The sequence below is a fragment of the Streptomyces sp. NPDC001668 genome, assembly GCF_042893155.1.
In the GTDB taxonomy this organism is placed as follows: domain Bacteria; phylum Actinomycetota; class Actinomycetes; order Streptomycetales; family Streptomycetaceae; genus Streptomyces.
On the sequence record NZ_JBIAUQ010000001.1, the window covers coordinates 147,910 to 172,566 of the forward strand.

25 protein-coding genes are annotated in these 24,657 nt (G+C 69.5%); 14 read left to right on the plus strand and 11 right to left on the minus strand.

From position 1 onward, the window contains the following. The first annotated feature begins 30 nt into the window (after positions 1 to 30). Genes ACFYZ8_RS00685 through ACFYZ8_RS00700 form a run of 4 tightly spaced genes read left to right on the plus strand, consistent with a single transcriptional unit; the run spans position 31 to position 3,549 of the window. Positions 31 to 831, plus strand: coding sequence for an ABC transporter permease (locus ACFYZ8_RS00685; protein WP_388541986.1), 801 nt, complete (start codon positions 31 to 33; stop codon positions 829 to 831). Then, on the plus strand, positions 824 to 1,645 hold the full coding sequence (locus tag ACFYZ8_RS00690) for an ABC transporter permease (RefSeq protein WP_359030501.1): 822 nt from the start codon (positions 824 to 826) through the stop codon (positions 1,643 to 1,645). Before ACFYZ8_RS00685 ends, ACFYZ8_RS00690 begins: the two co-directional genes overlap by 8 nt. A gap of 26 nt (positions 1,646 to 1,671) precedes the next feature. Beyond that, positions 1,672 to 2,691, plus strand: a complete 1,020-nt coding sequence (locus ACFYZ8_RS00695; protein ID WP_388542083.1) for an ATP-binding cassette domain-containing protein — start codon at positions 1,672 to 1,674, stop codon at positions 2,689 to 2,691. Between the two features lie 33 nt (positions 2,692 to 2,724). Further along, entirely contained in the window at positions 2,725 to 3,549 is an 825-nt protein-coding gene (locus ACFYZ8_RS00700; protein WP_388541983.1) for a DUF1707 domain-containing protein, read from the plus strand. 91 nt (positions 3,550 to 3,640) lie between these two features. Here the strand turns inward: ACFYZ8_RS00700 and ACFYZ8_RS00705 are convergent, their stop codons facing one another. Then, entirely contained in the window at positions 3,641 to 4,975 is a 1,335-nt protein-coding gene (locus ACFYZ8_RS00705; protein ID WP_388541981.1) for an SGNH/GDSL hydrolase family protein, read from the minus strand. 195 nt (positions 4,976 to 5,170) lie between these two features. Between ACFYZ8_RS00705 and ACFYZ8_RS00710 the strand changes: the two genes are divergently transcribed. Further along, positions 5,171 to 6,538 (plus strand): DUF445 domain-containing protein, encoded by a 1,368-nt coding sequence (locus ACFYZ8_RS00710; RefSeq protein WP_388541979.1) that lies wholly within the window; start codon positions 5,171 to 5,173, stop codon positions 6,536 to 6,538. A 66-nt stretch (positions 6,539 to 6,604) separates the two neighbouring features. Beyond that, on the plus strand, positions 6,605 to 8,065 hold the full coding sequence (locus tag ACFYZ8_RS00715) for an MFS transporter (protein ID WP_388541976.1): 1,461 nt from the start codon (positions 6,605 to 6,607) through the stop codon (positions 8,063 to 8,065). Between the two features lie 496 nt (positions 8,066 to 8,561). On the opposite strand, the gene ACFYZ8_RS00720 is transcribed toward ACFYZ8_RS00715, so the two are convergent. Continuing rightward, positions 8,562 to 9,992 carry an alginate lyase family protein gene (locus ACFYZ8_RS00720; protein WP_388536351.1) on the minus strand — a complete coding sequence of 477 codons (1,431 nt, stop codon included), beginning with the start codon at positions 9,990 to 9,992 and terminating at the stop codon, positions 8,562 to 8,564. A 97-nt stretch (positions 9,993 to 10,089) separates the two neighbouring features. On the opposite strand from ACFYZ8_RS00720, the gene ACFYZ8_RS00725 reads away from it, so the two are divergent. Next, positions 10,090 to 10,461 (plus strand): VOC family protein, encoded by a 372-nt coding sequence (locus ACFYZ8_RS00725; protein ID WP_388536353.1) that lies wholly within the window; start codon positions 10,090 to 10,092, stop codon positions 10,459 to 10,461. A gap of 4 nt (positions 10,462 to 10,465) precedes the next feature. Here ACFYZ8_RS00725 and ACFYZ8_RS00730 read toward each other — a convergent pair whose 3' ends face one another. Next, positions 10,466 to 10,768, minus strand: coding sequence for a hypothetical protein (locus ACFYZ8_RS00730; protein ID WP_359030494.1), 303 nt, complete (start codon positions 10,766 to 10,768; stop codon positions 10,466 to 10,468). Between the two features lie 154 nt (positions 10,769 to 10,922). Between ACFYZ8_RS00730 and ACFYZ8_RS00735 the strand changes: the two genes are divergently transcribed. Both ACFYZ8_RS00735 and ACFYZ8_RS00740 read left to right on the plus strand, forming a co-directional pair. Then, entirely contained in the window at positions 10,923 to 11,348 is a 426-nt protein-coding gene (locus tag ACFYZ8_RS00735; RefSeq protein ID WP_359030493.1) for an Hsp20/alpha crystallin family protein, read from the plus strand. Between the two features lie 142 nt (positions 11,349 to 11,490). After that, complete coding sequence (locus tag ACFYZ8_RS00740; RefSeq protein ID WP_359030492.1) at positions 11,491 to 11,925, plus strand: DUF2267 domain-containing protein; 435 nt, start codon at positions 11,491 to 11,493, stop codon at positions 11,923 to 11,925. Positions 11,926 to 11,939: 14 nt separating this feature from the next. Here the strand turns inward: ACFYZ8_RS00740 and ACFYZ8_RS00745 are convergent, their stop codons facing one another. Further along, positions 11,940 to 12,320: a hypothetical protein gene (locus ACFYZ8_RS00745; protein ID WP_388536355.1), complete on the minus strand. Its 381-nt coding sequence runs from the start codon at positions 12,318 to 12,320 to the stop codon at positions 11,940 to 11,942. Positions 12,321 to 12,551: 231 nt separating this feature from the next. Between ACFYZ8_RS00745 and ACFYZ8_RS00750 the strand changes: the two genes are divergently transcribed. Together ACFYZ8_RS00750 and ACFYZ8_RS00755 are read left to right on the plus strand one after the other, a co-directional pair. Further along, positions 12,552 to 13,127, plus strand: coding sequence for a GNAT family N-acetyltransferase (locus ACFYZ8_RS00750; protein ID WP_388536356.1), 576 nt, complete (start codon positions 12,552 to 12,554; stop codon positions 13,125 to 13,127). Further along, a complete protein-coding gene (locus ACFYZ8_RS00755; protein ID WP_388536358.1) occupies positions 13,124 to 13,666 on the plus strand; it encodes an HAD domain-containing protein in 543 nt (180 codons plus the stop codon). Before ACFYZ8_RS00750 ends, ACFYZ8_RS00755 begins: the two co-directional genes overlap by 4 nt. Positions 13,667 to 13,776: 110 nt before the next feature. On the opposite strand, the gene ACFYZ8_RS00760 is transcribed toward ACFYZ8_RS00755, so the two are convergent. After that, positions 13,777 to 14,193, minus strand: coding sequence for an SsgA family sporulation/cell division regulator (locus tag ACFYZ8_RS00760; RefSeq protein WP_359030488.1), 417 nt, complete (start codon positions 14,191 to 14,193; stop codon positions 13,777 to 13,779). Positions 14,194 to 14,400: 207 nt separating this feature from the next. On the opposite strand from ACFYZ8_RS00760, the gene ACFYZ8_RS00765 reads away from it, so the two are divergent. Then, a complete protein-coding gene (locus tag ACFYZ8_RS00765) occupies positions 14,401 to 16,215 on the plus strand; it encodes a sigma-70 family RNA polymerase sigma factor (RefSeq protein WP_388536359.1) in 1,815 nt (604 codons plus the stop codon). Between the two features lie 4 nt (positions 16,216 to 16,219). Here ACFYZ8_RS00765 and ACFYZ8_RS00770 read toward each other — a convergent pair whose 3' ends face one another. From ACFYZ8_RS00770 to ACFYZ8_RS00790, 5 genes are all read right to left on the minus strand, one after another. Beyond that, positions 16,220 to 16,519: a zinc-ribbon domain-containing protein gene (locus tag ACFYZ8_RS00770; RefSeq protein ID WP_359030485.1), complete on the minus strand. Its 300-nt coding sequence runs from the start codon at positions 16,517 to 16,519 to the stop codon at positions 16,220 to 16,222. A 154-nt stretch (positions 16,520 to 16,673) separates the two neighbouring features. Continuing rightward, positions 16,674 to 17,672, minus strand: coding sequence for a BtrH N-terminal domain-containing protein (locus ACFYZ8_RS00775; RefSeq protein WP_388536361.1), 999 nt, complete (start codon positions 17,670 to 17,672; stop codon positions 16,674 to 16,676). Positions 17,673 to 17,729: 57 nt separating this feature from the next. Next, the gene (locus tag ACFYZ8_RS00780; protein ID WP_388536363.1) at positions 17,730 to 18,026 is read right to left on the minus strand and encodes a hypothetical protein; all 297 of its coding nucleotides are present in this window, start codon (positions 18,024 to 18,026) and stop codon (positions 17,730 to 17,732) included. 12 nt (positions 18,027 to 18,038) lie between these two features. Further along, positions 18,039 to 18,242 carry a DUF397 domain-containing protein gene (locus tag ACFYZ8_RS00785; protein WP_388536365.1) on the minus strand — a complete coding sequence of 68 codons (204 nt, stop codon included), beginning with the start codon at positions 18,240 to 18,242 and terminating at the stop codon, positions 18,039 to 18,041. After that, positions 18,242 to 19,087: a helix-turn-helix domain-containing protein gene (locus ACFYZ8_RS00790; RefSeq protein ID WP_388536366.1), complete on the minus strand. Its 846-nt coding sequence runs from the start codon at positions 19,085 to 19,087 to the stop codon at positions 18,242 to 18,244. The genes ACFYZ8_RS00785 and ACFYZ8_RS00790 overlap by 1 nt, the downstream gene beginning before the upstream one ends. A gap of 203 nt (positions 19,088 to 19,290) precedes the next feature. Between ACFYZ8_RS00790 and ACFYZ8_RS00795 the strand changes: the two genes are divergently transcribed. Then, a complete protein-coding gene (locus ACFYZ8_RS00795; protein WP_388536368.1) occupies positions 19,291 to 19,953 on the plus strand; it encodes an ATP-binding protein in 663 nt (220 codons plus the stop codon). 76 nt (positions 19,954 to 20,029) lie between these two features. Here the strand turns inward: ACFYZ8_RS00795 and ACFYZ8_RS00800 are convergent, their stop codons facing one another. Next, positions 20,030 to 23,098 (minus strand): DUF3427 domain-containing protein, encoded by a 3,069-nt coding sequence (locus tag ACFYZ8_RS00800; protein ID WP_388536848.1) that lies wholly within the window; start codon positions 23,096 to 23,098, stop codon positions 20,030 to 20,032. A gap of 418 nt (positions 23,099 to 23,516) precedes the next feature. Here ACFYZ8_RS00800 and ACFYZ8_RS00805 point away from each other — a divergent pair, with 418 nt between their 5' ends. Then, a complete protein-coding gene (locus tag ACFYZ8_RS00805; RefSeq protein ID WP_388536370.1) occupies positions 23,517 to 24,134 on the plus strand; it encodes a hypothetical protein in 618 nt (205 codons plus the stop codon). Positions 24,135 to 24,657 lie beyond the last annotated feature (523 nt).

Consider the following 24,657-nt stretch of genomic DNA (forward strand, 5'->3'; position numbering starts at 1 on the left):
GGTGCCGGCGGGCCGAGGAGGGCTGTTGATGTGGGTTCCTGGCGGTTGTACGCGGCCGTCGCGGCAGGGGGATTCCGACGGTACGCGACATATCGCGCGGCCACGTTCGCGGGGGTGTTCACCAACACCGTCTTCGGTGTGATCCTCGTCTGCACGTATCTCGCGCTGTGGGACCAGAAGCCCCATCTGGGGGGCTACGACCAGGCGCAGGCGGTCACCTACGTATGGCTGGGGCAGTGCCTGTACTCGACGCTGGCCATCCAGGGCGGCGGTGCCGAGAAGGACGTGATCGAGAGGATCCGCACGGGTGAGATCGCGGTCGACCTGTACCGGCCGGCCGACCTCCAACTGTGGTGGCTGGCCAGCGACTTGGGCCGTTCACTGTTCCAGCTGGTCGGACGCGGAGTGATCCCCTTCGTCTTCGGCGCGCTGTTCTTCCCGATGGCCCTGCCCACCGACGTCACGTCCTGGGCGGCCCTGTTCGTGGCGCTGCTGCTCGCGATGCTGGTCAGCTTCGGGATCCGCTACCTCGCGGCGCTGAGCGTGTTCTGGCTGATGGACGGCATGGGCATCATGCAGGGCGTGATGATCACGGGCGTCTTCTGCTCGGGCATAGTGTTCCCGCTCAACGCCTTCCCCGGGGTCCTCGGCGACATCGTGCGGGCGCTGCCGTGGGCCGCGCAGCTCCAGATGCCGGCGGACGTCCTGATGGGGGAGACGGACCCGCTCGGGGCGTACGCCTTCCAGGCGACGTGGGCGGTGGTGCTGCTGGGGGCCGGGCGGCTCCTGCAGTCGGCGGCGACCCGGCGGGTGGTGGTGCAGGGTGGCTGAGACGTCCCGGCTGGGCGAGGGTGTGCGGGCCTACTGGCTGATCGCCGGCATGTGGATCCGGTCCGCCATGACCTACCGCACCTCCTTCGTCGTCACGATGTGCGGCAACCTGCTGATGACCGGCCTGGACTTCGTCGGAATCCTGCTGATGTTCTCGCAGGTCGACTCGCTGGGCGGCTGGTCCCTGCCCGAGATCGCCTTCCTCTACGGCCTCTCGGTGACCGCCTTCGGCATCGCCGACCTGGTGCTGGGCTCGATGGACGTGCTGGGCTCGCGGATCCGGGACGGCTCCTTCGACATCCTGCTGGTGCGGCCCGCGCCGGTGCTCGCGCAGATCGGCGCCGACCGTTTCGCGGTGCGCCGCCTGGGCCGGATCACCCAGGGCGCGGTGGTGCTGGTGTGGGCACTGGCCTCGGTGGACGTCTCCTGGAGCGCGGCGAAGGTGCTGCTGGTGCCGGTGATGGTGGTCAGCGGCGCGGCGATCTTCTGCGCGGTGTTCGTGGCGGGCGCGGCCTTCCAGATCTACGCGCAGGACGCGAGCGAGGTGCAGAACGCGTTCACGTACGGCGGTACGACCCTGCTCCAGTACCCGCCGGCCGTGTTCGGGAAGGACTTCGTGCGCGGGGTGACGTTCGTGCTGCCCCTCGCCTTCGTCAACTGGGTTCCGGCCTCCTATGTGCTGGGCAGGCCGTACCCGCTGGATCTGCCGCACTGGGCGGCCTTCACCTCGCCACTGGTGGCGGTGGCGTGCTGTGCACTGGCCGGGCTCGCGTGGCGGGCGGGGCTCGGGGCGTACCGGAGTACGGGGAGTTAGCGATGGACGTGGGGATGGATGTGGGGATGGACGGGGCGACGGACGGGGCGGTGGACGGGGCCGTGGACCGTGCGGCGGACGCCTTCATCGAGCTCGACCGTGTCGAGAAGGTCTTCGACGTGCGCAAGAAGACCGGCTTCCTGAAGCGGGAGCGGCGGCAGGTGCGGGCGGTGGACTCGATCTCCTTCACCGTGGCGCGCGGTGAGATGGTCGGGTACATCGGCCCGAACGGCGCCGGCAAGTCGACGACGATCAAGATGCTGACGGGCATCCTGACCCCGTCCGGCGGCCGCCTGCGGGTGGCGGGCATCGACCCGTCCCGGGACAGGACGAGGCTCGCCCACCGCATCGGCGTGGTCTTCGGCCAGCGCACGACCCTGTGGTGGGACCTCCCGCTGATCGACTCCTACAAGCTGATGCACCGCATGTACCGCATCCCGGACGCCCGTTACCGCGAGAACCTCGACCGCTGTGTCGAACTCCTCGAACTGTCCGGCCTGTTGGACGTTCCGGTACGCCAACTGTCCCTGGGCCAGCGCATGCGGGGTGACATCGCGGCGGCCCTGCTGCACGACCCCGAGGTGCTGTACCTGGACGAGCCGACCATCGGGCTCGACGTCATCTCCAAGGCCAAGGTGCGTGGATTCCTGCGGGAGTTGAACACCGAGCGCGGCACCACGGTCCTGCTGACCACTCACGACCTCCAGGACATCGAGCAGCTCTGCTCGCGCGTGATGGTCATCGACCACGGGCGCCTGATGTACGACGGTCCGCTCGCCGGCCTCCATGAGGTGGGCGAGAGCGAGCGGACCCTGGTGGTGGACCTGGAGCGGGAGGTGCCGCCGATCGAGGCTGCTCCCGCGCGCGTGGTGAAGGTGGAGGGCCCGCGGCAGTGGCTGGCGTTCCCGGCGGCCGAGTCGGCGGCGGCGCTGGTGGCGCGGATCGCGGCGGAGTACCCGCTGGTGGACCTGTCGGTGCGGGAGCCGGACATCGAGGCGGTGATCGCGAAAATGTACGCGGGGGAGGCGGAGAAGGCGGTGTCGTAGCCGTGGGGTGAGGTAACTCGTAGGCTGCCCTGTATGACGGAGGAACTCCCGGAGCTGCGTGCTTCCGACGCCGATCGTGAGCGAGTCGCCGAGGTCCTGCGGGACGCCCTCGCGGAGGGGCGGCTCGACATGGAGGAGTTCGAGGAGCGGCTGGAGGCGACCTACCAGGCGCGGACCTACGGCGAACTCGCGCCGATCACCAGGGACTTGCCGGTCGGCCAGGTGGCCGCTCCCAAGGTCGACATGAGGAAGAGGCCCGAGCCGGACGGGAGTTGGGCGTCCAGGATCGTCGGCGGGGAGGGCTCCTCGGCGTGGGCGGTCGCCGTGATGTCCGGGTTCCAGCGCAAGGGGCGGTGGACCGTGCCCCGGCGCTTCACCTGCTTCGCCTTCTGGGGCGGCGGGGAGATCGACCTGCGGGAGGCGAACTTCGCCGACGGCGAGGTCGAGATCAACTGCGTCGCGATCATGGGCGGGGTCCAGGTGATCGTGCCGCCCGGGGTCGAGGTCGTGGTGCGCGGGATCGGCATCATGGGCGGCTTCGACCACCGCGAGGAGGGCGTCCCGGGGGAGCCGGGAGCGCCTCGGGTGGTCGTGACCGGGTTCGCGTTCTGGGGCGGGGTCGGGGTCGAGCGCAAGCTGACGCGTGCCGAGCGGCAGCGGATCCGCGAGGAGCGGCGGCAGGAGAGGCTGGACCGCCGGGAGGCCGCGCGGGAGCTGCGGGACTCGGTCCGCGAGGAGGTCCGCGACACCCATCGGCGGATGATCGAGGGGCGCCATGACGTGATGTGGGAACGGCACGAGGCGCGGCGCGAGGAGCGGCGCGAGCGGAGGGGGCGGCGCCGGCGGGGGGAGGACTGAGGGGTTCGTCGGCGGGTGCAGCCAGGCCTGCTTCGACTGCACCCACCCAGGGGCGCGGGGAACTGCGCGACGAGCCCCCACCGGCCTGCGGCTAAAGACGTGCCGCCGTCGATCCCTTCAGGTACTCCAGATCGAAGGAGTCCGCCATCCGCTCGTACCCCCGGTCGTTGGGGTGCAGCCGGTCCCCCGAGTCGTACATCGAGGCGAGCCTGCGCGGGTCGTACGGGTCCCGTAGCGCCCTGTCGAAGTCGACCACCGCGTCGTACACCTTCCCCGAGCGGATGGCCGCGTTGACGGTCTGGCGGACGCCCTCGCGGGCCTCGGTCCAGGTGGCGCGCTTGCCGACGGGCATGAGGGTCGCGCCGACGACCTTGATGCCGCGGGCGTGGGCCTGGCGGACCAGGTCGCGCAGGCCGGCGAGGAGCTTCTGGGCGTCGACGGTGCCCGGCGTGCGGAGGATGTCGTTGATGCCGAGGTCGATGACGACGACCTTGACGTTGGGCCGGTCGAGCACGTCCCGCCGGAAGCGGCGGATGCCGGCCTGGTTCTCCAGGGGGCGGCCCCGGGCGTCCTCGAGGACCCGGTTGCCGCCGATCCCCTCGTTGACGACGCTGTAGCGGGGCAGCTCCCGGCCCGCGGCGAGCGCTGTGCGCAGGCGCCGGTTCAGGAAGTCCGGCCAGCGGGCGTTGGCGTCGGCGGTGGAGTTCTTGCCGTCGGTCAGCGAGTCGCCGAAGGCGACCACCGTGCCGTCGGCCTCGCCGCTGAGCACGTCCAGCGCGGTGAGGTACCGCCAGTGGTCGACCCGCTCGGTGTACCCCGCGCCGGTGGCGTCCTCGGTGAGGTCGCCCTCGCCGGCGTACGAGGTCTGCCGGGCCGTCGGGTGGTAGGTGACCGGGCCGGAGAGGGTGGGGGAGTAGGTGGTGACCAGGACGTCGCCGCCCGCCGGGACGGCGAGGGTGACGGCGTCGCTGAGCACCTGCGCGCCGGCCGGGATGACGACCGAGGTGCTGCCGGCGAACGTGAGCCGCCGCATGGTCCCCACCCGTGCCGCGGCGGTCTCCCGGCCGGCGGCGAGGGCGACGGAGGCGTGCGTGATGGTCAGCGCGGTCCGGCCGTAGAGATTGGACAGCGTCACGCGGGCACTCGTACCGCCGACGCCTGCGTGGACGACGTTGCGGACGGAGCGGCCGGTCATGCCCTCGCTCGCGGTGCCGGGCTCGGCGCCGACGGGAGAGGCGGACCAGGTGCCGACCCAGACTCCGGCGGAGGCGGGTGCGGCGGACGGGTGTGCGGGCCGGGCGCCGGACAGTGAGGTCCGGCCCGTGGTGCCGTTGTCGGCCGCCACTCCGACGTAGATGGCGGTGGACAGGGCCACGATCACCGAGACGATCGCGGCGAGCAGGGCGTAACCATGACGCCGAGTCATGTGGTGCTGTTCTCCTCAGGAGATGGGAACCCGGGGCTCCGATCTGATGAGCTCATGATGAGGCATGAACCTGCCGACAAGTGACGAGACCCCCTCCGGTTACCTCTTCCGGACAGACGCCGGGAACTCCTGTTCTGTTCCAGGAGTCGGTCAGGAAGGGACAATGTGTGGGGGATCACCGAACGGGTGGAGCGGATGGAACGTACGAAAACTGAGGAAACCGGACCATCTGACGTAGCGCGGCACGCCCGGCCGGCACCGGACGCGAACCGTGCCGTCCCCGCTTCGGCCGTACGCGCGATGAACACCTTCAGCGCCGCCGACGAGGAGAAACAGCGCGGTGTGCGCCGGATGAAACTCACCGCGACCGCCCTGCTGCTGTTCGTGGCGCTGGTGTACGTCCTCGCGAAATGGGCCGAGAGCTCGGGTGCGGGAGCCTGGGCCGGCTATGTCGCCGCGGCCGCCGAGGCCGGCATGGTCGGTGCGATGGCCGACTGGTTCGCGGTCACCGCCCTCTTCCGGCACCCGCTCGGCCTGCCCATCCCGCACACCGCGATCATCCCCACCAAGAAGGACCAGCTGGGGGTGTCGCTGGGCGAGTTCGTCGGCGAGAACTTCCTCTCGGAGGACGTCGTACGGCAGCGGCTGCGTGCCGTGGGGATCGGCAGCCGGCTGGGGGCCTGGCTGGCGGAGCCCGAGCACGCCGACCGGGTCACGGCTGAGCTGTCGGCCGCGCTCAGGGGCGCCCTCACCGTCCTGCGGGACTCCGACGTCCAGGCCGTGGTCGGCGAGGCCATCACCCGGCGGGCCGACGCCCAGGAGATCGCGCCCGGCATCGGGAAGATGCTGGAGAAGGTCGTCGCCGACGGCGGGCACCGGCGGGTCGTCGACCTGGTGGTGACCCGGGCCCACGACTGGCTGGTGCTCCATGACGAGCAGGTCATGGACGCGGTGCAGGGCGGCGCGCCCGGCTGGACCCCGCGGTTCGTCGACAAGAAGGTCGGCGAACGCGTCTACAAGGAACTGCTGCGGTTCGTCACCGAGATGCGGGACATGCCGTCCCATCCGGCGCGGGGCGCGCTGGACCGGTTCCTGACGGACTTCGCCTCCGACCTCCAGTCCGACACGGACACCCGCGCGCGTGTGGAGCGGCTCAAGGGCGAGGTGCTGGGGCGCGGTGAGGTGCAGGACCTGATCGCCTCCGCCTGGACCTCCGTACGGTCGATGATCGTCTCCGCCGCCGAGGACGAGCGCAGTGAGCTGCGGCTGCGGGTGCGGGCGTCGCTGCTGTCGCTGGGCGCGCGGATGGCCGTGGACCCGAAGGTGCAGACGAAGGTCGACGGCTGGGTGGAGGGGGCCGCGGTGTACGTGGTCACCACCTACCGGGGCGAGATCACCTCCCTGATCACGGACACCGTGGCCGGGTGGGACGCCGAGCACACCACGAGGAAGATCGAGGCGCACATCGGCCGGGACCTGCAGTTCATCCGGATCAACGGCACGGTCGTGGGCTCTTTGGTGGGCTTGCTGATCTACACCGTGTCGCGCGCGCTGGGGGCGTAGGCGGGCAGGTCGGGGGCACCCGGGTGGGGTCGTTCGAGTACCGCTCGACGAGGAGGGAGCCCGTCCGTGACCACCGCCCAGGCCGATACCGGCCGCACCGTGACGACCAACATCCCCGCCAGACTCGACCGGCTTCCCTGGTCCCGCTGGCACTGGACGATCGTCATCGGACTAGGCACCGTGTGGATCCTCGACGGCCTGGAGGTCACGGTCGTCGGAAACATCGCGAGCCGGCTCTCCGAACCGGGGAGCGGGCTCGCCATCTCCTCCGGGCAGGTCACCGGGATCGCGGCGGCGCTGTACGTGGCCGGGGCGTGCGTGGGGGCGCTGTTCTGGGGGCGCCTGACGGACAAGTGGGGCCGCAAGAAGCTGTTCATGATCACCCTGGCGGTGTATCTGGCTGCTACGGCGCTGACCTCGGTGTCCTTCGAGTCGTGGTGGTTCTTCCTGTTCCGCTTCCTGACCGGGTTCGGGATCGGCGGGGAGTACGCGGCGATCAACTCCGCGATCGACGAGCTGATCCCGGCGCAGTACCGGGGCCGGGTCGACCTGATGATCAACGGGAGCTTCTGGCTGGGCGCGGTGGGCGGATCGCTGCTGTCGATCGTCGCGCTGAACACGGAGATCTTCGCGAAGGACGTGGGGTGGCGGCTGACGTTCGCGCTGGGCGCGGTGTTGGCGCTGGTGATCCTTCTCGTACGGCGGCACGTGCCCGAGAGTCCGCGGTGGCTGCTGATCCACGGGCGGGACGCGGAGGCCGAGCGGATCGTCTCCTCGATCGAGAAGCGGGTGGCGGCGGAGCGGGGTGACGAGGCTCTGCCGCGGCCCGAAGGTGAGATCACGATCCATCAGCGGCGGAGTGTGACGTTCGTCGAGATCGCGCGAACCGTGTTCTCGGACTACCGGCGCCGGTCGGTGCTGGGGTTCTCGCTCTTCATCGGGCAGGCCTTCCTCTACAACGCGATCACCTTCGGGTTCGGGGCGATCCTCACGACGTTCTTCGACGTGCCGACGGGCGACACCGGGTACTACTTCGCCGTCATCGCCATCGGCAACTTCTGTGGCCCGCTGCTGCTGGGGAAGCTGTTCGACACGGTGGGGCGGCGGGTGATGATCTCGTCCACGTATCTGCTGTCCGGGCTGCTGCTGTTCGGGACGGCGTGGCTGTTCGACCAGGGGGCGTTGAGCGCGGGCACGCTGACGGCGTGCTGGTGCGCGGTGCTGTTCTTCGCGTCGGCGGGGGCGTCCAGTGCCTACCTCACGGTGTCCGAGGTGTTCCCGATGGAGACGCGGGCGATGTCGATCGCGTTCTTCTACGCGCTGGGCACGGCGGCGGGCGGCATCAGCGGACCGCTGCTGTTCGCCGACCTCACGAGTACGGGGAAGGTGGGGGACACGGTGCTGGCGTTCCAGATCGGTGCGGGGCTGATGTGTGCGGCTGGTCTGGTGGCGTGGTTCTTGGCGGTGCGGGCGGAGCGGCGGTCGTTGGAGGATATTGCTACTCCGCTTACTGCTTCCGGCGGTTGAGCGGTTCTTGTTCGGGGTGCGGGTGGGTGGGGGCGGGCGTTTTGCGCAGTTCCCCGCGCCCCTGAGATGCCTGCGGCGGCCTGGCTCGGCTTCGGTGGGGGCTGGTGTAGCGCGTGCGGTGGGTTGTGGGTCGGGGCCGGGGTGGGGGGTATCCGTCCTCGGTCCGGCGGCTCGGTCATTTCAAATGGGCTCGGTAACGGACGCCGGCCGCTGCGGGCGGACACCCCCCACCCCGTCCCCTGCGCGCCGTACGCGGCCAACGGCCCGCGGTGGCGCGCGAGGCGTAGCGAACGGTCCGTCGTGGCGCAGGGCAACTGCAACCCCCTAGGGGCGCGGGGAACTGCGCGACCAGCCCCCACGCACCGGCACCCGCCCGACCACCGCACCCGGCACCCCCCTAGGCGCCCCGCCCAAGCCCAGCGCAGCGGCCCCGCGGGGAACTGCGCGACCAGCCCCCACCGGCCCGCACCCGCCCGACAACCGAACCCGGCACCCCCTAGGCGCGCCCCCGTCGCCGCAGCAAGAGCAGTCCCCCCGCCACCGCCGTCACCCCCGCAGCCGCAGCCCACCCCACCACGTCGCCGGAACCCGAGGCCGCGAGGTCCTGGCCCCCGGCGGGGGACGCCGTACCCCCGGTCTGGGGCCGCGCACCGGAGGGCGAGGGGGCCGTAGGGGCAGGAGACGCCCCCGTGTCCGGTACCCGGTCCCGTGTGAACGCCAGCGTGCCGAAGCCCAGTTGGTCGTAGCCCCCGCTGTTGGGGCCGTAGTCCCCGCCACCCCCCTCCGGCGAGGACTTCGCCGCGATGCGGGTGACGTACGACGCCGGGAGGCCCCGGCGTTTGGTGTAGTGGTTGGCGATCATCGCCCAGATGGGGCGGGTCATCGCGGGGTCGACGCCGGCCGCCGCGGACGCGGTCTCCCTGCCGGACCAGCCTCCGACGGCCCCCTTGGCGCGGGTGTTGGCGGTGTAGGAGACGTCCCCTCCCAGGCTCCACTTCGCCACGTACTGGGCCCCCTTGAGGAACCGGCTGTCGTCGTAGCCGTACAGGTCGTACCCCTGGTTCCACGCCATCTCGCAGAACGTGCCCATGAGACCGACCCCGAGGAGTGCGTGCCCCTGGTCCCGGCCCGCCTCCAGCCACTCGGCGAGGCCGTCGTCGTACACGACGGGGATCGCCTTCGTGATCGCGCCGAGTCCTTCGCCGTGCTTGAAGTAGTCGATGGCGCGGGCGACTTGGTCCTTGTCGTCGCAGAAGATGCCCGTGGCCAGGACGCAGGCCATGGCGCACAGGTCCCAGTTGGTCCAGTAGTTGGTGACGACGGCGCCGTTGTGCCGGACCAGGAAGTCGTCGCTGAGCGGGGCGAAGACCTTGCTGAGCATGTCCTGGAAGCGGGCGAGGTCGAAGTCCGGGTGGTCGCGGACGAGTTCGGCGGCGTTGGCGAACTGGTAGCCGTAGAGCCCGGCGGCGAGGAAGCGGTCCGCGCTGCCCTCGACCGAAGTCAGCTTCGACGACCAGGCGTTGAGGATCGCCACGGCGGTGTCGGCGTGCGCGTCGTCGCCGCTGACGTGGTACCGGAGGCCGTTCTGGTAGGCGGCGTGGATGTCGTTGTAGAGGGTCGCGTAGTTCTGGGGGGTGCCGGAGCCGCGGTACACCGTGGTCTGCGGGTGGGGCGTCCAGCCGCTCTGCGCGTGCCGGTTGGCGGTCAGTCGCGCGAAGCCCGCCGTGTAGGGCGCGGCGCCCGCCTTCACCTTGGCGGCCATGCGGGCGAGGTCGGCGGCGGTGTGCAGCAGGCCCGGGTGCGCGAAGCCCGCGCCGGCCGCGGTGGCCGGCGCGGCGGTGACGGCGGAGACCGCGACACCCGCGGCTCCCGCCGCCTTGAGCATGCTGCGGCGGCTGATCTGTGCGGTCGAAGTCACGTGCGTCATTCCTCGCGTGCCGGTGGCTGGGACGGTCAGGAGACGCGAGGGTGGGACGGTCGATAACAGAAAAGGGAATGAGGGAAGAGACGAAGGTGGCCTGCCCATGAGTATTCGCAGGATCATGCCCGACATCCACGTCGCGTCCGGGGAGGCCCTGGCCGCCAACCGTGACTTCTACGGCCTCCTCGGCTTCGAGGAGGTCATGGACATGGGGTGGGTGGTGACGATGGCGTCGCCCGCCAACCCGACCGCCCAGATCAGCTTCCTCACCGAGGAGCGCACCGCGCCCGTCGTCCCCGACCTGAGCGTGGAGGTCGAGGACGTCGACGCCGTGTACGCCCAGGTCGTGGCGTCCGGTGCGGAGGTCGTACGGGAGCTGCGGGACGAGGAGTGGGGTGTACGGCGCTTCTTCGTCCGGGATCCGAACGGGCGGGTGGTGAACGTGCTCACCCACCGGGCCCGGGGAGACCGGTGAGAGGTCAGGCGTTCCGGTCGGCCACCGCCCAGGACGCCAGGGCCACCGCGCCCGCCACGCCGAAGACGGAGGGCCACGCACCCACCTTCCTGGCCAGCGGGTGGGACCCGGCGAAGGCGGCCACGTAGGCGGCCGACAGGGCTCCGGCCGCCTTCCCGCCGGCCCGCGCCCGCCACTGCTGGGCCGCCGCGGCCCCGGCGACGGCCAGCACCACCCCGCCCAGCTGCCGCTTTTTCGTCCAGCGGGCCACGCCGTAGCCGCCGACGAGCCCGCCCGCCGCGATCGCCGCGCTGGGAACCCTCGCCATGTCTGCCTCCTCGGTCGATGTGCCCCGAGGCTAACTCCGGACCGGGATCGGCAACCGAACCTGAGTCGGGGCTTGTCAAGTTTCCTGGCTCCGAGCTATATAAGAAGGCGTAGGGCATCGCACCGCAGAGTCTGTGGAAAGGAGATGGACTGTGATGCTCATGCGTACCGACCCCTTCCGTGAGTTCGACCGGCTCGCGCAGCAGGTACTCGGTTCCAACGCCCGTCCCGCCGCGATGGCGATGGACGCGTACCGGGCGGGGGACGACTTCGTCGTCCACTTCGACCTCCCCGGTGTCGACCCCGAGACGATCGACCTGGACGTCGAACGCAACGTCCTGAACGTCCGCGCCGAGCGCCGTGTCCCCGCCCCCGAGGGCGCGGAGATGATCGTCGCCGAGCGCCCCACGGGCACCTTCACCCGTCAGCTCTTCCTCGGCGACACCCTCGACACGGAACGTATCGACGCCTCGTACGACGCCGGCGTCCTCACCCTGCGCATCCCGGTGGCCGAGCAGGCCAAGCCGCGCCGGATCCACATCACGGGCGGCGACGGCGGCCGCAAGCAGATCAGCGGCTGACCTCGGCGGCCCAGGAACCCCAGGCACCCAGGCCCAGGAACCCAGGCCCACGAACGTAGGCCCAGGAACGTACAACGCAGTCGCGCCCCCGCGGGCCGGCCCCTTCGCCCGCGGGGCGCAACGACCCCCAGGAGACCCGTACATGAGCGCACTCAGCGCGGATCGAGTGACCAGAACGGCACGGTGGAGCGAGCTCGTCGACGCCGTGCGGGACGCCGGACAGTACGCGAGCGGAGCGGAGGCGGAACAGGTCGTCCGCGTCGTCCTCTCCGCCCTCGGCGACCATGTCACCGGCGACGAACGTGTCGACCTCGCCCGGGCCCTGCCCGAGGAGGCCGCCAGGCTTGTCGCCTCCCGGATCCCGCTCAACACGCCCCTGGCCGCACCGGAGTTCGTGGACGCGGTGGCCGGCCGTCTCGAGGGCGCGACCCCGGCGACGGCGCGCTGGCACGTCAGCTCGGTCCTGAGCGTGCTGCCCCAGCTGGTGGGTGACGAGCTGGTGGACCGCGTGCTGGCCCAACTGCCCTCCGGTTACGCGCTGTTGTTCGGCAAGGCGGAGCTGGCTCCCGCGGCCTGACCCGCCCGCCGTACCTAGGGGGCCCCGTCCTCGCGCGCCCCGGCGCGCAGCCGCAGCTCCGCGACATAGGCGGAGGCCACGGCACAGCCGACGGCGGCGAGGGCGGAGCCCACGGCGACGGGATTGACGTACCCCGGGATCACCCCGGCCGCGTAGCTGCCGCCGCCCGTCATCTCGCAGTCGAAGGAGAGGGGGAGGAAACTCACCGAGTAGTCGATGACATGGACGGCCTGGTCGTTGCCACGGCACGGCGGCAGCGGCGCGGAGTCCGTGCCGCCGTCCTCCGCCTCCAGGACCGAGCCGGCGAGATGCAGCAGCCCCCACACGTACACGACGAGCGCCACCACCCCCGCCAGCGTGGCGGCGCCCCGCAGACGCCGAATCGACGACGACATCCCGGCCCCCTGACCACTCGCGTTCCCCGGTCGGCCGAGTCCAGCACCCCGGCAGCCGAACGGCTGTGACGGACCCCACAGTTCCGGCAACAGGGCTGTCACAGAGGAAGGCGGGGAAAACGGCTGGCGCCGAGGCCGCGGGGCGGCGACTCTTCCCTCAGGCACGCAAGCGACGGGAGGGGGCGGGCAGTTGGCTCAGCTCCTGGCGGACGAACAGAGGAGGAGGGGCCGGTGACGTACGTCTTCCTGGAGACCGGACGGCTGCGGCTGCGGGCGTTCACCGAGGCCGACGCCGAGCACCTTGTGGCCCTGGACGGCGACCCCGAGGTGATGCGCTTCCTCACCGGGGGCGCCCCGACACCCCCCGAGACCGTCCGCACCCGCACCCTGCCCCGCCTCCTCCACGACCACCCCGGCCTCGGCACCCGCGGCTACTGGGCGGCCGAGGAGAAGCCGACGGGCACCTTCCTCGGCTGGTTCGAGTTCCGGCCCCTCGACGACGACAGCCCGGCCGTCGTCGAACTGGGCTACCGCCTCAACAGGGCCGCCTGGGGCCGGGGTTACGCCACCGAAGGCTCCCGCGCCCTCATCGGCAAGGGCTTCGCCGACCTCGGTGTCGAACGCGTCACCGCCAACACCATGACCGTCAACCGGGGCTCCCGCCGCGTGATGGAGAAGTCCGGCCTGAGCTTCGTGCGCACCTTCTTCGGTGACTGGCCGGAGGCGATCGAAGGGTCGGAACAGGGCGAGGTGGAGTACGAACTCACCCGGGCGGACTGGGAACAGCGCCGACGCGAGCAGCCGTGAACGCCGGCCGCCCGCTCCTCTACCTGGACGTCGACGGCCCCCTCAACCCGTACGCCGCCCAGCGCGAACGCCGGCCCGAGGGCTACACCACCCACCGCATGAAGCCCGACGGCTGGATCGCCCAGCACCCCGGCCTGCCCCCGTCCGCCGTCAAGCCCCTGCGGGTCTGGCTCAACCCCGACCACGGACGCGCGCTGCTCGCCCTGACGGACCGCTACGACCTCGTCTGGGCGACCACCTGGCGCCAGGAGGCGAACACCTTCATCGCCCCCGTCCTCGGCCTCCCGGCCCTCCCCGTGGTCGACTGGCCGACCACCGTCACACCCGGCCCGAACGGCACCTTCTGGAAGACCCACCACCTCGTCACCCACGCCCACGGCCGCCCCTTCGCCTGGCTCGACGACGAACTCGACGAGACGGACCGGGAGTTCGTCGCCGTACACCACGACGGCCGGGCTCTGCTGCGCCGGATCGACCCCCGACTCGGCCTGCGGGCCCCCGACTTCGAGGCGGTCGCGGACTTCGCCATGGGCCTGTGACGGGGGCTGTCGGCCTTACGCCGCTGGTGGTGCAGGAGCCTGTCGGCCCTTACGCGGCTGATGTGCGGAAAATCCCATGTTCCGCTCCCCCCCCCGTCGAGATCGCCCCCTCACACCTCGTCGAGCAGCGACGCGAGCCCGTGGTCGAGGTCCGGGCCCAGGTCCTCGGCGCCGGGCTCGACGACGTCGTAGGAGCGCAGCAGGAAGCGGCGGAGGGTGGCCGTGCCGAAGCGGATCACGGCCAGGCCGAGCGGTGAGTGGAACTCGATGACGGTTCTCGCCCAGCCGTGCGGCCGTATTCGTACGTCCCCCTCCCCGGCCGGTCTCCCGAGCCCCTCCTCCAGCAGCGCCCGTCCGAACATCCACGTCACGCCCTCGCCGTCGGCGGAGACATGGGCGGGGAAGTCGATGTGCACGGCGAACGGCTCGGCGGAGCTGTAGCGCAGCGTGGGGCGCACCGGGAGTTCGGGGTGGCCGGCGGTGATCAGGCGGGCGCGGACGGTCTGTTCCAGGGTGGTGGGGCGCATGGGCGGTGGTCTCCGTCTCCGGTGTGCGGTTTGGGTCCCTTGGGGTCACTTGCCCTGTCGAGCCGCGGACGTGCCTCTCCATTACGCGGGGACCGGAGTTCTTTCCTGTGATCTGAATCACGGCCGGAACTGAATGATTGAAAGTTTTGTCATCTACGCTGACAAACCCTTCCGCGGCCCGACCGCCGGGAACTGGAGCGTTCCTGCATGACCGACCAACCGGCCAGAGTGCCCGCTCAGGCCTCCGCCTCCGCGACCGCCGCGTACGTGCGCGTCTACGAGGAGGAACAGCCACGCCTCGTCGCGTACGCCCGCTCGCTCACCCGCAACACCTGGGCGGCCGAAGACCTCGTCGCCGAGGCGCACTTCCGCGTGTGGCGGCGGCTGGCCGCGGGACACGAGATCGACAACGTCCCGGCGTACCTCATGACGACCGTCCGGCACCTCGCGTCCTCCGCCGCGAGCGCCACCCACGAGACCCCGCGGGACCCGCAGATCCCCGAACAGGGCTGGGCCGCCTCGGACCGTCACGTGGACGACCCGGCCGAACAGGTCTCCTCCACCGACCTGTTGGTACGCGTCCTCGGCGAACTCCCCGAACGCTGGGTACGGGCCCTGTGGCTCGCCGACGCCGAGGGCCAGCCCCTGGAGACGGTCGGCCGCCAGATCGGCGCCAAGCAGGGCGCCACGGCCGTCCTGCTGCACCGCGCCCGCGAAGGCATGCGTCAGGCGTTCCTGCGCTCGCAGACCGAGGCCCCCGACGATCCCGCGTGCGAGGTCCACTGGGTCCGCATGCCGGCCTACGTCCGCGGCGGCGCGACCCCGCGCCAGTCCGAGCGCCTCCTCGCCCACGTCGACACCTGCGACGGGTGCCGCGGGCGCCTCGCCGTCCTGATCCGCGCCAACAACCGGCTGCCCGCGCTCGCCGGGCCGGCGCTGCTGGTCTTCGCGGTGGGTGGCGGGGGAGCGGGGAAGTTCCTGGCGTCGCTCACGGCGGGGTCCGCGGGGTCCGTGGGGTCCGTTCCCTTGACCGGACAGGGGCTTTTCCGTACGGCCCGTGCGGCGGGCCCGAAGACCAAGGCCGCCCTGGCCTCCGGTACGGCGGCTGCGGCGGCGGTCGCGGTCGTGCTGTCCCTCGGCGTGAACCAGTCTCCCGCGACGGTGACTTCACCGGGGAGGGTGCCGGTGGCACAGGGGCCGGTGGCGGGACCGTCCGCGGGGGCGGCGGGGGAGACGCCGGGGAGTTCTGGGCCGGTTGAGGTCGAGGATGAGGCGGAGCCTGGTCGGACTCGGGGCGGTGGGGCGGGGACTGTGGTGACGGTGGCCGAGGACGTGGGGGACGCTGCCAACTCCACTGGTTCTGGGAGTTCGAGCGGTTCGGGGGGTTCGGGCGGCTCGGGCGGCTCGGACGACTCGGGCGGCTCGGGCGGCTCGGGCGGCTCGGGCGGTTCGGGCGGCGGGGATGTCGTGGACGTCCCGGAGGTGCCGGAGCAGCCCGCGCCGGAGGTGCCGGACCCGGGCCCCAGCCCTGTGGAGCCCGCTCCGGAGGTGCCGGACCCGAGTCCCACGCCCGTGGCCCCCGCGCCGGGGGATGAGGAACCGGAGCCGCCTGCGGAGCCGCCGATGGAGCCGCCCGTGGAGTCGCCCTCCGCGCCGGAGCCCGCGCCGGAGCCGCCGAAGGGGGAGCAGCCCGCGCCCGCGCCCGAGCCTGAGCCCGAGCCCGAGCAGCCGAAGCCCGGCGCACCGGGGAAGGACACGCCCGTACCGGATCCCGGCGCCCCGACCCCCGCCGACCCCCCGCCTGTTGAGGAGACACCGGCCCCACCGACGTACTCGGATCCCCCGGCCGTACCCGATCCCCCGGCCGTAACTGACCCCCCTGAGACTCCGGAACCCCCCGTCACGCCGGTCACGCCGGTCACGCCCGTCACGCCCGTCACGCCACCCCCTCCCCCCACCGGCGGCGACTGCGGACACGACGGCTCCGAACCCGACGACGGGGCGGGCCGCAAGCTCGGCTGAGACCTCAGTGCTGGTACGGCTGCTGCGGGGCCTGGCCGCCGTACACCTGACCGCCCTGCCCGCCGGCGGCGGCCTGCGCCTCCAGCCGCTCCGCGTCCTGCGCGCTCACCTTGTTCTCGGCGCCGCAGAACGTGCACTGCGTCGCGTACTTGGTGGAGATCGGGAACAGCGGCACGAAGAACAGCGTGAACTTCGTGACGCGCTTGCGCAGGGTGTGCGCGGCCGGATTCCCGCACCGCCCGCACACCAGGGTGAGTATCGCGAGCTGGTACAGGTACCCCTTGGTGCCAAAGAGGATGAGCATGGTGCCGCCTTCCGGGATCGGTGCTTGAGAGGCAGTATCCCCGCACCGGGTGCCCCCACCGAGCGGCGATGTGTGTCCCGCCGTTCCCGCCCTGCCGTGCGGTCGATGTCGAACACGCGGGCTCCCGATCGACGTGACAGTGAAGGAAGCACCCTCAGGGACCCTCGCTCCCCAGCCGGCTGAGCGCCCGCATGGCCTCGCGCTCGATGCGTGACAGTTCGAGAAGGGTGGCGCCTGCCCGTACGAGGCACTGCTCCTCGCCCGACTCCCCGGCCTCGGTGATCAGCGCCGCGACCTGTGTCCACAGGGCGGCCGCCTCGGCGTACAGCCGGTGGCCGGTGCGCAGATGATCACTGTCGACCAGCTCGGCGGACTCGGCGAGGAAGTCACGGTAGAGGTTGCGGAACAGCGCGCCGCCCGTACCGGCCCTCTCCATCAGGAGCGCGGCCTGCGGAAGGTCCCGCCGCGGGTCGTCGCTCCGCCGCAGCCACGTCGGTACCAGCTTGCCGCTCTTCTCGATGCCGCGGTGGCCCAGATTGGCGATCGGCGGGTGGAGAAAGGTGTCCGCGCAGGCGGTGATGGCGGCAAGGACCACATCTCTGGGCACAGGCAGATCCTGCTGACCGGTGAGCGTGAACGACCGGTGCCTGGCGGTCATCGGCCCCCGCGCGGCCCTGGCCCGCGCCAGCCCGTCCAGGCCGGTGGACACCGCCCCGCCCTGCTGCTCGGTGTCGACGAGGTGGGCGAGCTGGTCGTCGTACCCGTACATGGCGACGACATGACCACCGAAGTGCACCTTCGACGCGAAGTAATCCAGGTGGTAACTGTCGAGTTGCAGCCCCACGGGCCGCCCGCCGTCAATGACCTCCACGACGTTCGCCCACGCCTTGCGGGGCGAGCTGGTCTCCCGCACCTGCAGATCGAGCCCGAGCCCCTCAGCCAGATTCCTGGTGAGCTCGAACGGCTTCACTCGCCCCCCGAGGAACGGAAACCCCATGCCCTTGCTGTCCCAGTAGATGAACGACAGCCCGCGCCCGAGCCCGAACAGCATGGGCTCGGAGAGGTCGATGCCCTGGTGCCGGAGGAGCACACCGAGGGCGGAGGTCTCGCAGTGCTGCGTTGCACGGACGTCGATGCCGGTCAGGGTGGTCACGCGATGGGCTCCTGGTGAGGATGGGTGGCCGGGTTGTCATCGCTGCAATACGGCCACCTACCGCTCATCAGGCTCCCGTTTCAGGCGTCCTGCGAGATCGATGCCTTCCTGCACCGCGATGTCGAAGTCCGGGTCCTGGCAGAGGCGGATCCTGCCTCTGTAATCAACGATCACCGACGCGACCGCGCTCAGATCCGTCTCGGACGACACCTCCAGGGCACGTTGGAGGTCCGCTTCGAACGACGCCTGGTCTTCTGAAAACCCGTGGCCGGACCCGAGGGCGGAACGGATATCGCCGATGGTCAGCAACGGCAGTGGCACGGGTGCGGGCGTCTTCGCGGACGGTCCGCTCACGGTTGTCTGCTCCTAGAAGCCTTCGGAAGGGGCATGACGTACTCCGGACAGGAAGCCGCACCACGCGCCCACAGACATGACGACGTACGGGCGTTCAGGTGCCTTGGAATCGCGCACCAGGACCTCTGACTGAACAAAGGCGGCCTCCACGCACTCGGTTCCGCTGCCTCCGCTGTAGGAGGACTTGAACCACTCGTGCGTCGGTGCCTTCGCCATCAAAGCTCCTTGCTTATACGGCGGATGACCGCCGCAGAGGACTCAAGGTCGAGCGCCTGTGCGCTGAGGTACTCGAACGCCAATCTATAACGCTCCAGTTCCCGTTGCTTCTCCATGAAGAGGCCACCGCCGAGCAAGTCCACATAGACCACATCCAGTTCGGGAGTCGGCCCTCTCAGGACGGCGAAGCTGCCTACGGAAGCCGCGTGTGCGCCTGATGAGAACGGGAGTACCTGGACGGTGACGTGCGGTCGTTGCGTCATGGTGAGTAGGTGCTGGAGTTGCTCCTGCATGACCTCACGGCCACCCACCCTGCGGCGCAGCGCCGCCTCATCGATCACACACCAGAGCAGTGGGGGCTCAGCTCGTTCGAGAAGCTCTTGCCTCTTCATGCGGATGTCCACCATGTGCTGAACTTCGCGCTCGGGGCACTGCACTTCCGAGGCCCGGTGGACGGCTTCCGCGTAGGAGCGGGTCTGTAGCAGGCCAGGAATGTACATGCAGGCGTAGTGGTCCTCGCGTACGACTTCGTCCTCAAGTGTGAGCATGAGGTTCATCGACTCGGGGATGGGGTCGTCGAGGGACCGCCACCAGCCCTGGATCTTGGCGCCCTTCGCTAGCTCTACTAGGGCAAGACGTTCTTCGTCGGAGGCGCCGTACTCGCGGCAGAGGGCGTCTACGGCCGGCCACTTGACGGTCCCTTCCTTCGTCTCGTAGCGGCTCAAGGTCGCTTTGGAGATGCCGACGCGGGTGCCTGCCTCTTCGAGGGTCAACCCCTTTCGCTCGCGGAGACGCCTGAGGTCAGCGCCGAGTTGCCGCCTTCGGGTCGTGGGTCCAACTGTCATTCCTGCGGCCCTTCGTGTCGATCCAGCAGATCGTCCTGGTTGTCCCGAGGCGACGGCAAGGTGGCGCGCGCCGGGGGCGCTCGCCGTAGGGGCACACCACCAGAGGCACGAAATGAGAGTTCCATTTTGAGAGTTCCAATGCAACCCTCTGTGTGTGACTGGTTGCACTCGGCAACTCGAGTCGAAGGTAGAGGTGTTGATGGATGGACTGCATCGCTGGTGTCACGAGGAAGTCCTGGAGCCTTCCCTTCACGGCGGAGCCGCAGGAGGTCGCGGCGCTCCGGCGGATCATGCGGCTGCACCTCGGGCTGTGGGGACTCCACGGTGTCATCGATGCGGCTCAGCTCTGTGTCAGTGAATTGGTGTCGAACGTCATCAACCATGTCGGGATCGGTACTCCCACCACTCTGGTGGTCTCGATGAGCGGGAATCGTGTGCGGATCGAGGTACGCGATCCCGACACCCGCGCCCTCCCGACCCTCCTGGACGCGGCGCCGGAAGCCGAGTCCGGTCGGGGGATGGCCCTGGTCAGCGCCGTGACCGATCGTTGGGGCGTGCAGCTCCAGGCCGATCAGAAGGTGACATGGTGCGAGCTGCCGACGGGGTTGCCGTCGGCCGAAGGACACTGTGGGGGTGCTCGCGTCAGCCGCGTTGAGGCCTTGCTGAGCGCCTATGGCTGCGAACGGCAACGACTATGGCTGTCAGGGACCGGAGCGGTGGCGGTGATCGAAGAAGCGGCGATCGATGTGATGGTCGACGTCCTCCACTGGTTGAGGGCTCACGGACGCGACGCCGATGAGGCCTTGGACCGCGCACAGACCCGCTTCGAGGCGGAGGCCGAAGAGATGGAAGCCCTAGCCATCTGATCGAAGGCGGAGGGACCCGGGCCACGGACGGCGCTGCTTGAATCAAGTCTGCCGATGGTGACCCGGTCCTCCCTTGTTATCCGGCCGCGATGGTCGAGTACGTCCAGACATCGGCCGGGAGTTGGTGATGGAGATCCCATGTGATCGCCATCGGCTTGCTGCCGACGTGAGTGACATATGTGGCCGGCCCCAGGAACATCCACGGCTCCGATTTGCCGATGGCGTTGCGCTTGTAGCGGCGGAGGAACAGCAGGATGTGGCTCCCTTGCTGCTCGTGCCGCTGGTACCGCAGACCTGTCGGGGAATTCTCCGGTGTGTTGCTCTGTGACTCCCAGTGGAAGCGGGTGGGGCTGATCGCGTAATCCTTGTAACGGATGCTGGGAGAGAAGTCCCGCTCGTTCTTCTCCAGGGTGATCAGTAGGGCGTCCGTCTTGATCTCCTCGATCCAGCTCACACCTTGCGCGAACACTCCGGGCATCTGTCCGCCCAGGCGTGCAACTCCCAGAGCGGCCAAGACCTCGGAACGGTTGTAGGAGCTGTGGATCTTCAGAGGAAGGTGGCTGAGCGGCCCCTCGATGGTGATGGGGAAGTGATCCGTGCGGTCGAGGACATACGACAGGACCTGCTGCAGTTCGTCACGGAGCAGGCGCTGGCCTCGCAAGGACTCCAGGCCCTCCCGGTAGCCGGAGAAGCCGCCCGCCTTGTCCCACAGGTTGAAGAAGAGCATGCGGGCGTAGGCCTGTTCGGCGTGGGTGAGGGAGTCGTAATCCGGGGCGTCGTCGGCGAGTAGGCGCAGGTACATCTGGGCCCGCTCAGGATCGTCGACATGGAGGAAAGCGTGGACGCGTTTGAGGAGGTCCTCTTCGCCGGGTAGCGGGGCCTCTTTGACGATGCCCGCCTTGCGCAGGACCTTCGTCCACGAGTTGTCGCTCTTGTAGAGCTCCTTGATGTCCCGCCGGCTCTCGCGCAGATAGGCATCGAGCTTGGGCGTGCTGTAGTCCCTGACCTCTTTTGCGAGGGTGTTGATGGTGGCGTTGAGCTGCGTGCGGATGTTGTCGAGGACGAGTTTCTTGGACTTCCCCTCCAAGATGATCTGGCAGCCCGAGGGAAGTTGGGGGAAGTCGCGCTCGATGCTGTCGACCAGTCGGTTGCGGGACAGGTTCGTGAGCGCCCGGAACTGCTCCTCGAAGCGGAATTCGGCCCGGTGCTGGCCGATGAAGTCAAGTACGGTCAGCACCGGTTTGTTCGGCGTACGGCGAAGACCACGTCCCAGTTGCTGCAAGAAGACCGTCGCGCTGTTCGTGGGGCGCAGAAGAAGCAGGGTGTCGACGTCAGGGATGTCCAGGCCCTCGTTGAACAGGTCTACCGAGAAGATGACTTGGATCTTGCCGTCCTTGAGGCCCCTCAGTGTCCGCTCGCGCTCTGCGGCAGTCGAGTCGCTGTCGAGAGCCGCAGCCCGGAAGCCGACCTTCTCGAACTGGCGCGCCATGAAGTGCGCGTGCGCCTTGGTCACGCAGAAGCCCAGTGCCCGCATGGCCGCAGGATTGGCGATCTTGTCTCTAACCTGCTTGATGACGATGAGAGCCTGAGCGTCACTGGCCGTGTAGAGATTGCCGAGCTCGTCCCGATCGTAGGAACCCGCACGCCAATTCAGCTGGGTCAGATCCGTGCCATCCGGGATCCCGAAGTAATGGAACGGGCACAACAGGTCGGCCTCGAGCGCTTCCCACAGTCGCATTTCGGCGGCGATCCGGCCGTCGAAGAATTCGTCTTGGACGTTGAGCCCGTCCATCCTCTCCGGAGTTGCGGTGAGACCGAGTAGTTCTGTCGGCTTGAAGTGGTCCAGGACGCGACGGTATGTGCCTGCCGTGGCGTGGTGGAACTCATCGATGACGATCACGTCGAAGTGGTCCGGGGCGAGCTGTTCCAGGCGCTGGAGATTGAGTGACTGGACGCTGGCGAAGACGTGAGTCCATTCGCTGGGTTCCTGGCCGTTGAACAACAGCTCGCCGAAGGAGGCGTCGGCAAGTACCTCCTGATAGGTGCGCAAAGACTGCTTCAGGATCTCCTTGCGATGCGCGACGAAAAGCAGTCGGGGGAGTTTCCCCTCTTGCTGGTCGCGCATGGTCCGGTAGTCCAAAGCCGCCATGACGGTCTTGCCGGTACCGGTCGCGGCGACCAGGAGGTTCTCGTGGTGGCCGCGAATCACGCGTTCGACGCGAAGGCGTTCCAGCATGTCCCGCTGGTGCGGGAACGGCTGGACTTCGAGTCCCGAGAGGTTGATCTTGAGGTCATCGCCCGACCCGCCCCCGCCCGCCCGAGCTAGGGCCTCGGTCAGTCGCTCTCCGTCCTCATCGGGGTCGTACGCCTCGAAAGAGGGGTCGTTCCAATAGGCGTCGAAAGTCGCCTCGAACTTGTCGAGCACGCGGGGGGTGGCGACCGACGACAGCCTTACATTCCACTCCAGACCATCCAACAGAGCGGCCTTGGACAGGTTGGAGCTGCCTACGTAGGCCGTGTTGAAGCCGGTGTTGCGGCGGAACAACCAGGCCTTCGCGTGCAGTCGCGTCGATCGGATCTCGTAGTTGACCTTGACCTCGGCGCCGAACTCTCGCACCAGACGGTCCACCGCGTGGCGGTCCGTGGCTCCGATGTAGGTGGTTGTGATGACCCGGATTTTTGCGCCCCGCTCCCTCGCCGCGCGGAGGGAATCTTCGAGCACCCTTATGCCGTGCCACTTGACGAATGCGCACAGCAAGTCGATGTCGTTGGCCGTCGCCAGTTCCGCACGCAGTTCGGCGCCTAGATTGGGGTCGTCCGGAGCGTTCGTGATCAGCGCCGTCTCGGAGAGAGGCGTCAGCGGACGGATCGCGTATACGCCAGGTGCCTCCGGTTCGGCGACGGCCAGCAACTGGCGAGGACCGTCGGCGATGATGCTGCCGATCCCGTCCTCATCCGGGTCGGGCACGCTGGCTGCCAGCGACCGCATGATGTGGTTGGCGACGGCCACCTGCTCCTTCTGAGGGAGTTGGGCCAGCCTGCGTCCTACCACCTCGCCGATGTGACGGGCCAACACGTGGGGCGTGGACTCCTTGCTGACCTCCGCGTCGATGGCCTTCCATCCTGCGGCTTCGAGGCCCAGCATCTGATCCTGAAGATCCTGCGTGACGAGCTTTTCGTAGACGCCCTTGCCCAACTGCGTCGGGTCCCCCGCATCCGCCACGACTGCTCCTTTGATCTCTCCCACCGATAGGAATCAGTTCTAACAGCAACCACTGACAGTCGAAGGCGTCGCGTAGAAAAGTGATCATTTTCAGGCAGCCGATGGTGAGATCGCGCCACCGTCTGGTTGTGAGACGTCAGTGTGCCGCTACGCCGGGCGTTTGCGGGGTCGAGGACCGGCCCGCGGTCGACAGTCAGGACAACGACGTCGTCCTGAGCACGCCCGGTTGCGAGACCTCGATGCCGAAGCCAGGCATTCGGGTCCCCGGCGCCAAAGAGCGGCCCTGTCTCAGGGACAATCTGTTCGGCTGACCACCTCGTCCAACCGGAGAGATGCGGGAATGAACAGCGACTGCCGCGACCAGGTCCAGCCGTACCTCCAGCCGGGAGAACAGCTGATCGCGGTGTGCGAGGGGGAGATGGCCCCCGGGGTGCCGGAGCGGCCGGTCTGGTTGCGGCAGCCGGTCCAGGAGTCGGAGCTGGAACGCCGGATCAAGTCCCGACTCCCTGGCTCAGTACAGAGGTTCCTGCGGCGGAGGGAACCCAAGCCCGTCGGCGGTGTGGAACGAATGCTGGAGGGCGTCGAGCTGGCGGTTGACGACACCCTCGCTCAGGCGGCCCACGGCAAAGGCATGTACGGCGGTTGGGACAGCCAGGCCGGGCAGTTCCTGGTGACGCACTACAGTGCCGCGCGTTTGCCCGCTACCAGGTTGGCGGTTGCGTTCACTGACCGACGAGTGCTCGTGCTCGCGGACCGCGCGAAACTTTGGCAGACCACGACGGCGTATGAACTGCAGTGGAAGGCACCACGAGATGCCGTCGTCGGCGTCCGCGCGAATCCCAAGGGTGTGCTCCAGCGCGGCCGTTTCGAGCTGGGGTTCGCGGACGGTTCGTGGATCGCGTTGGTGGCCTCAGTACCGACGCATGCCGAGCCGTTTGCGGCACAGGTGAGTGGCTGATAGATCGCCGAGTAGGGCCGAGAGGTCTTTGATGGGTGTCCGGGAACGCGACCGTAAAGTCTATCGGCCGCCCGCTTCCCGGCCAGTGTCGTGCCTCCACGGACTGCCTCAAGGGCGCTCCCTGCGGTCGCGTCGCCTGCGGCGATCGGCCTGCGGCCGACCCTTGACCCAGTCCGCTCCGGCACGGGGGAGAAGCGAGCGGGCGGCCTGGGGAGAGCGGGGCCCGGGTGGGTTCGCGGGTGGGTTGGTTGGGGCGGGGGTCGGGGTTTTTGGGGCGCGGGCGCGTCTCGCCTGCACGCCGGGGCGGTTCGGCGGCGGTCCGTGGGTGGGGTGTGCGGATGGGCGTGGCGGGGCTGGTAGGTCGCCGAGTCGGTCGAGAGGTGCCGAGGCGGCCGGCACCTCGGCAGGAGGCTCCCGACCGGGCCCGCCATGCGCGCTCCCGCGATTCCAGCGAACGCCGCTCTACTGAGTGTGGCCGTCCGCCAGCCCTCAAATGGTGTGATGCCGGGCGCCGTGGTGCATG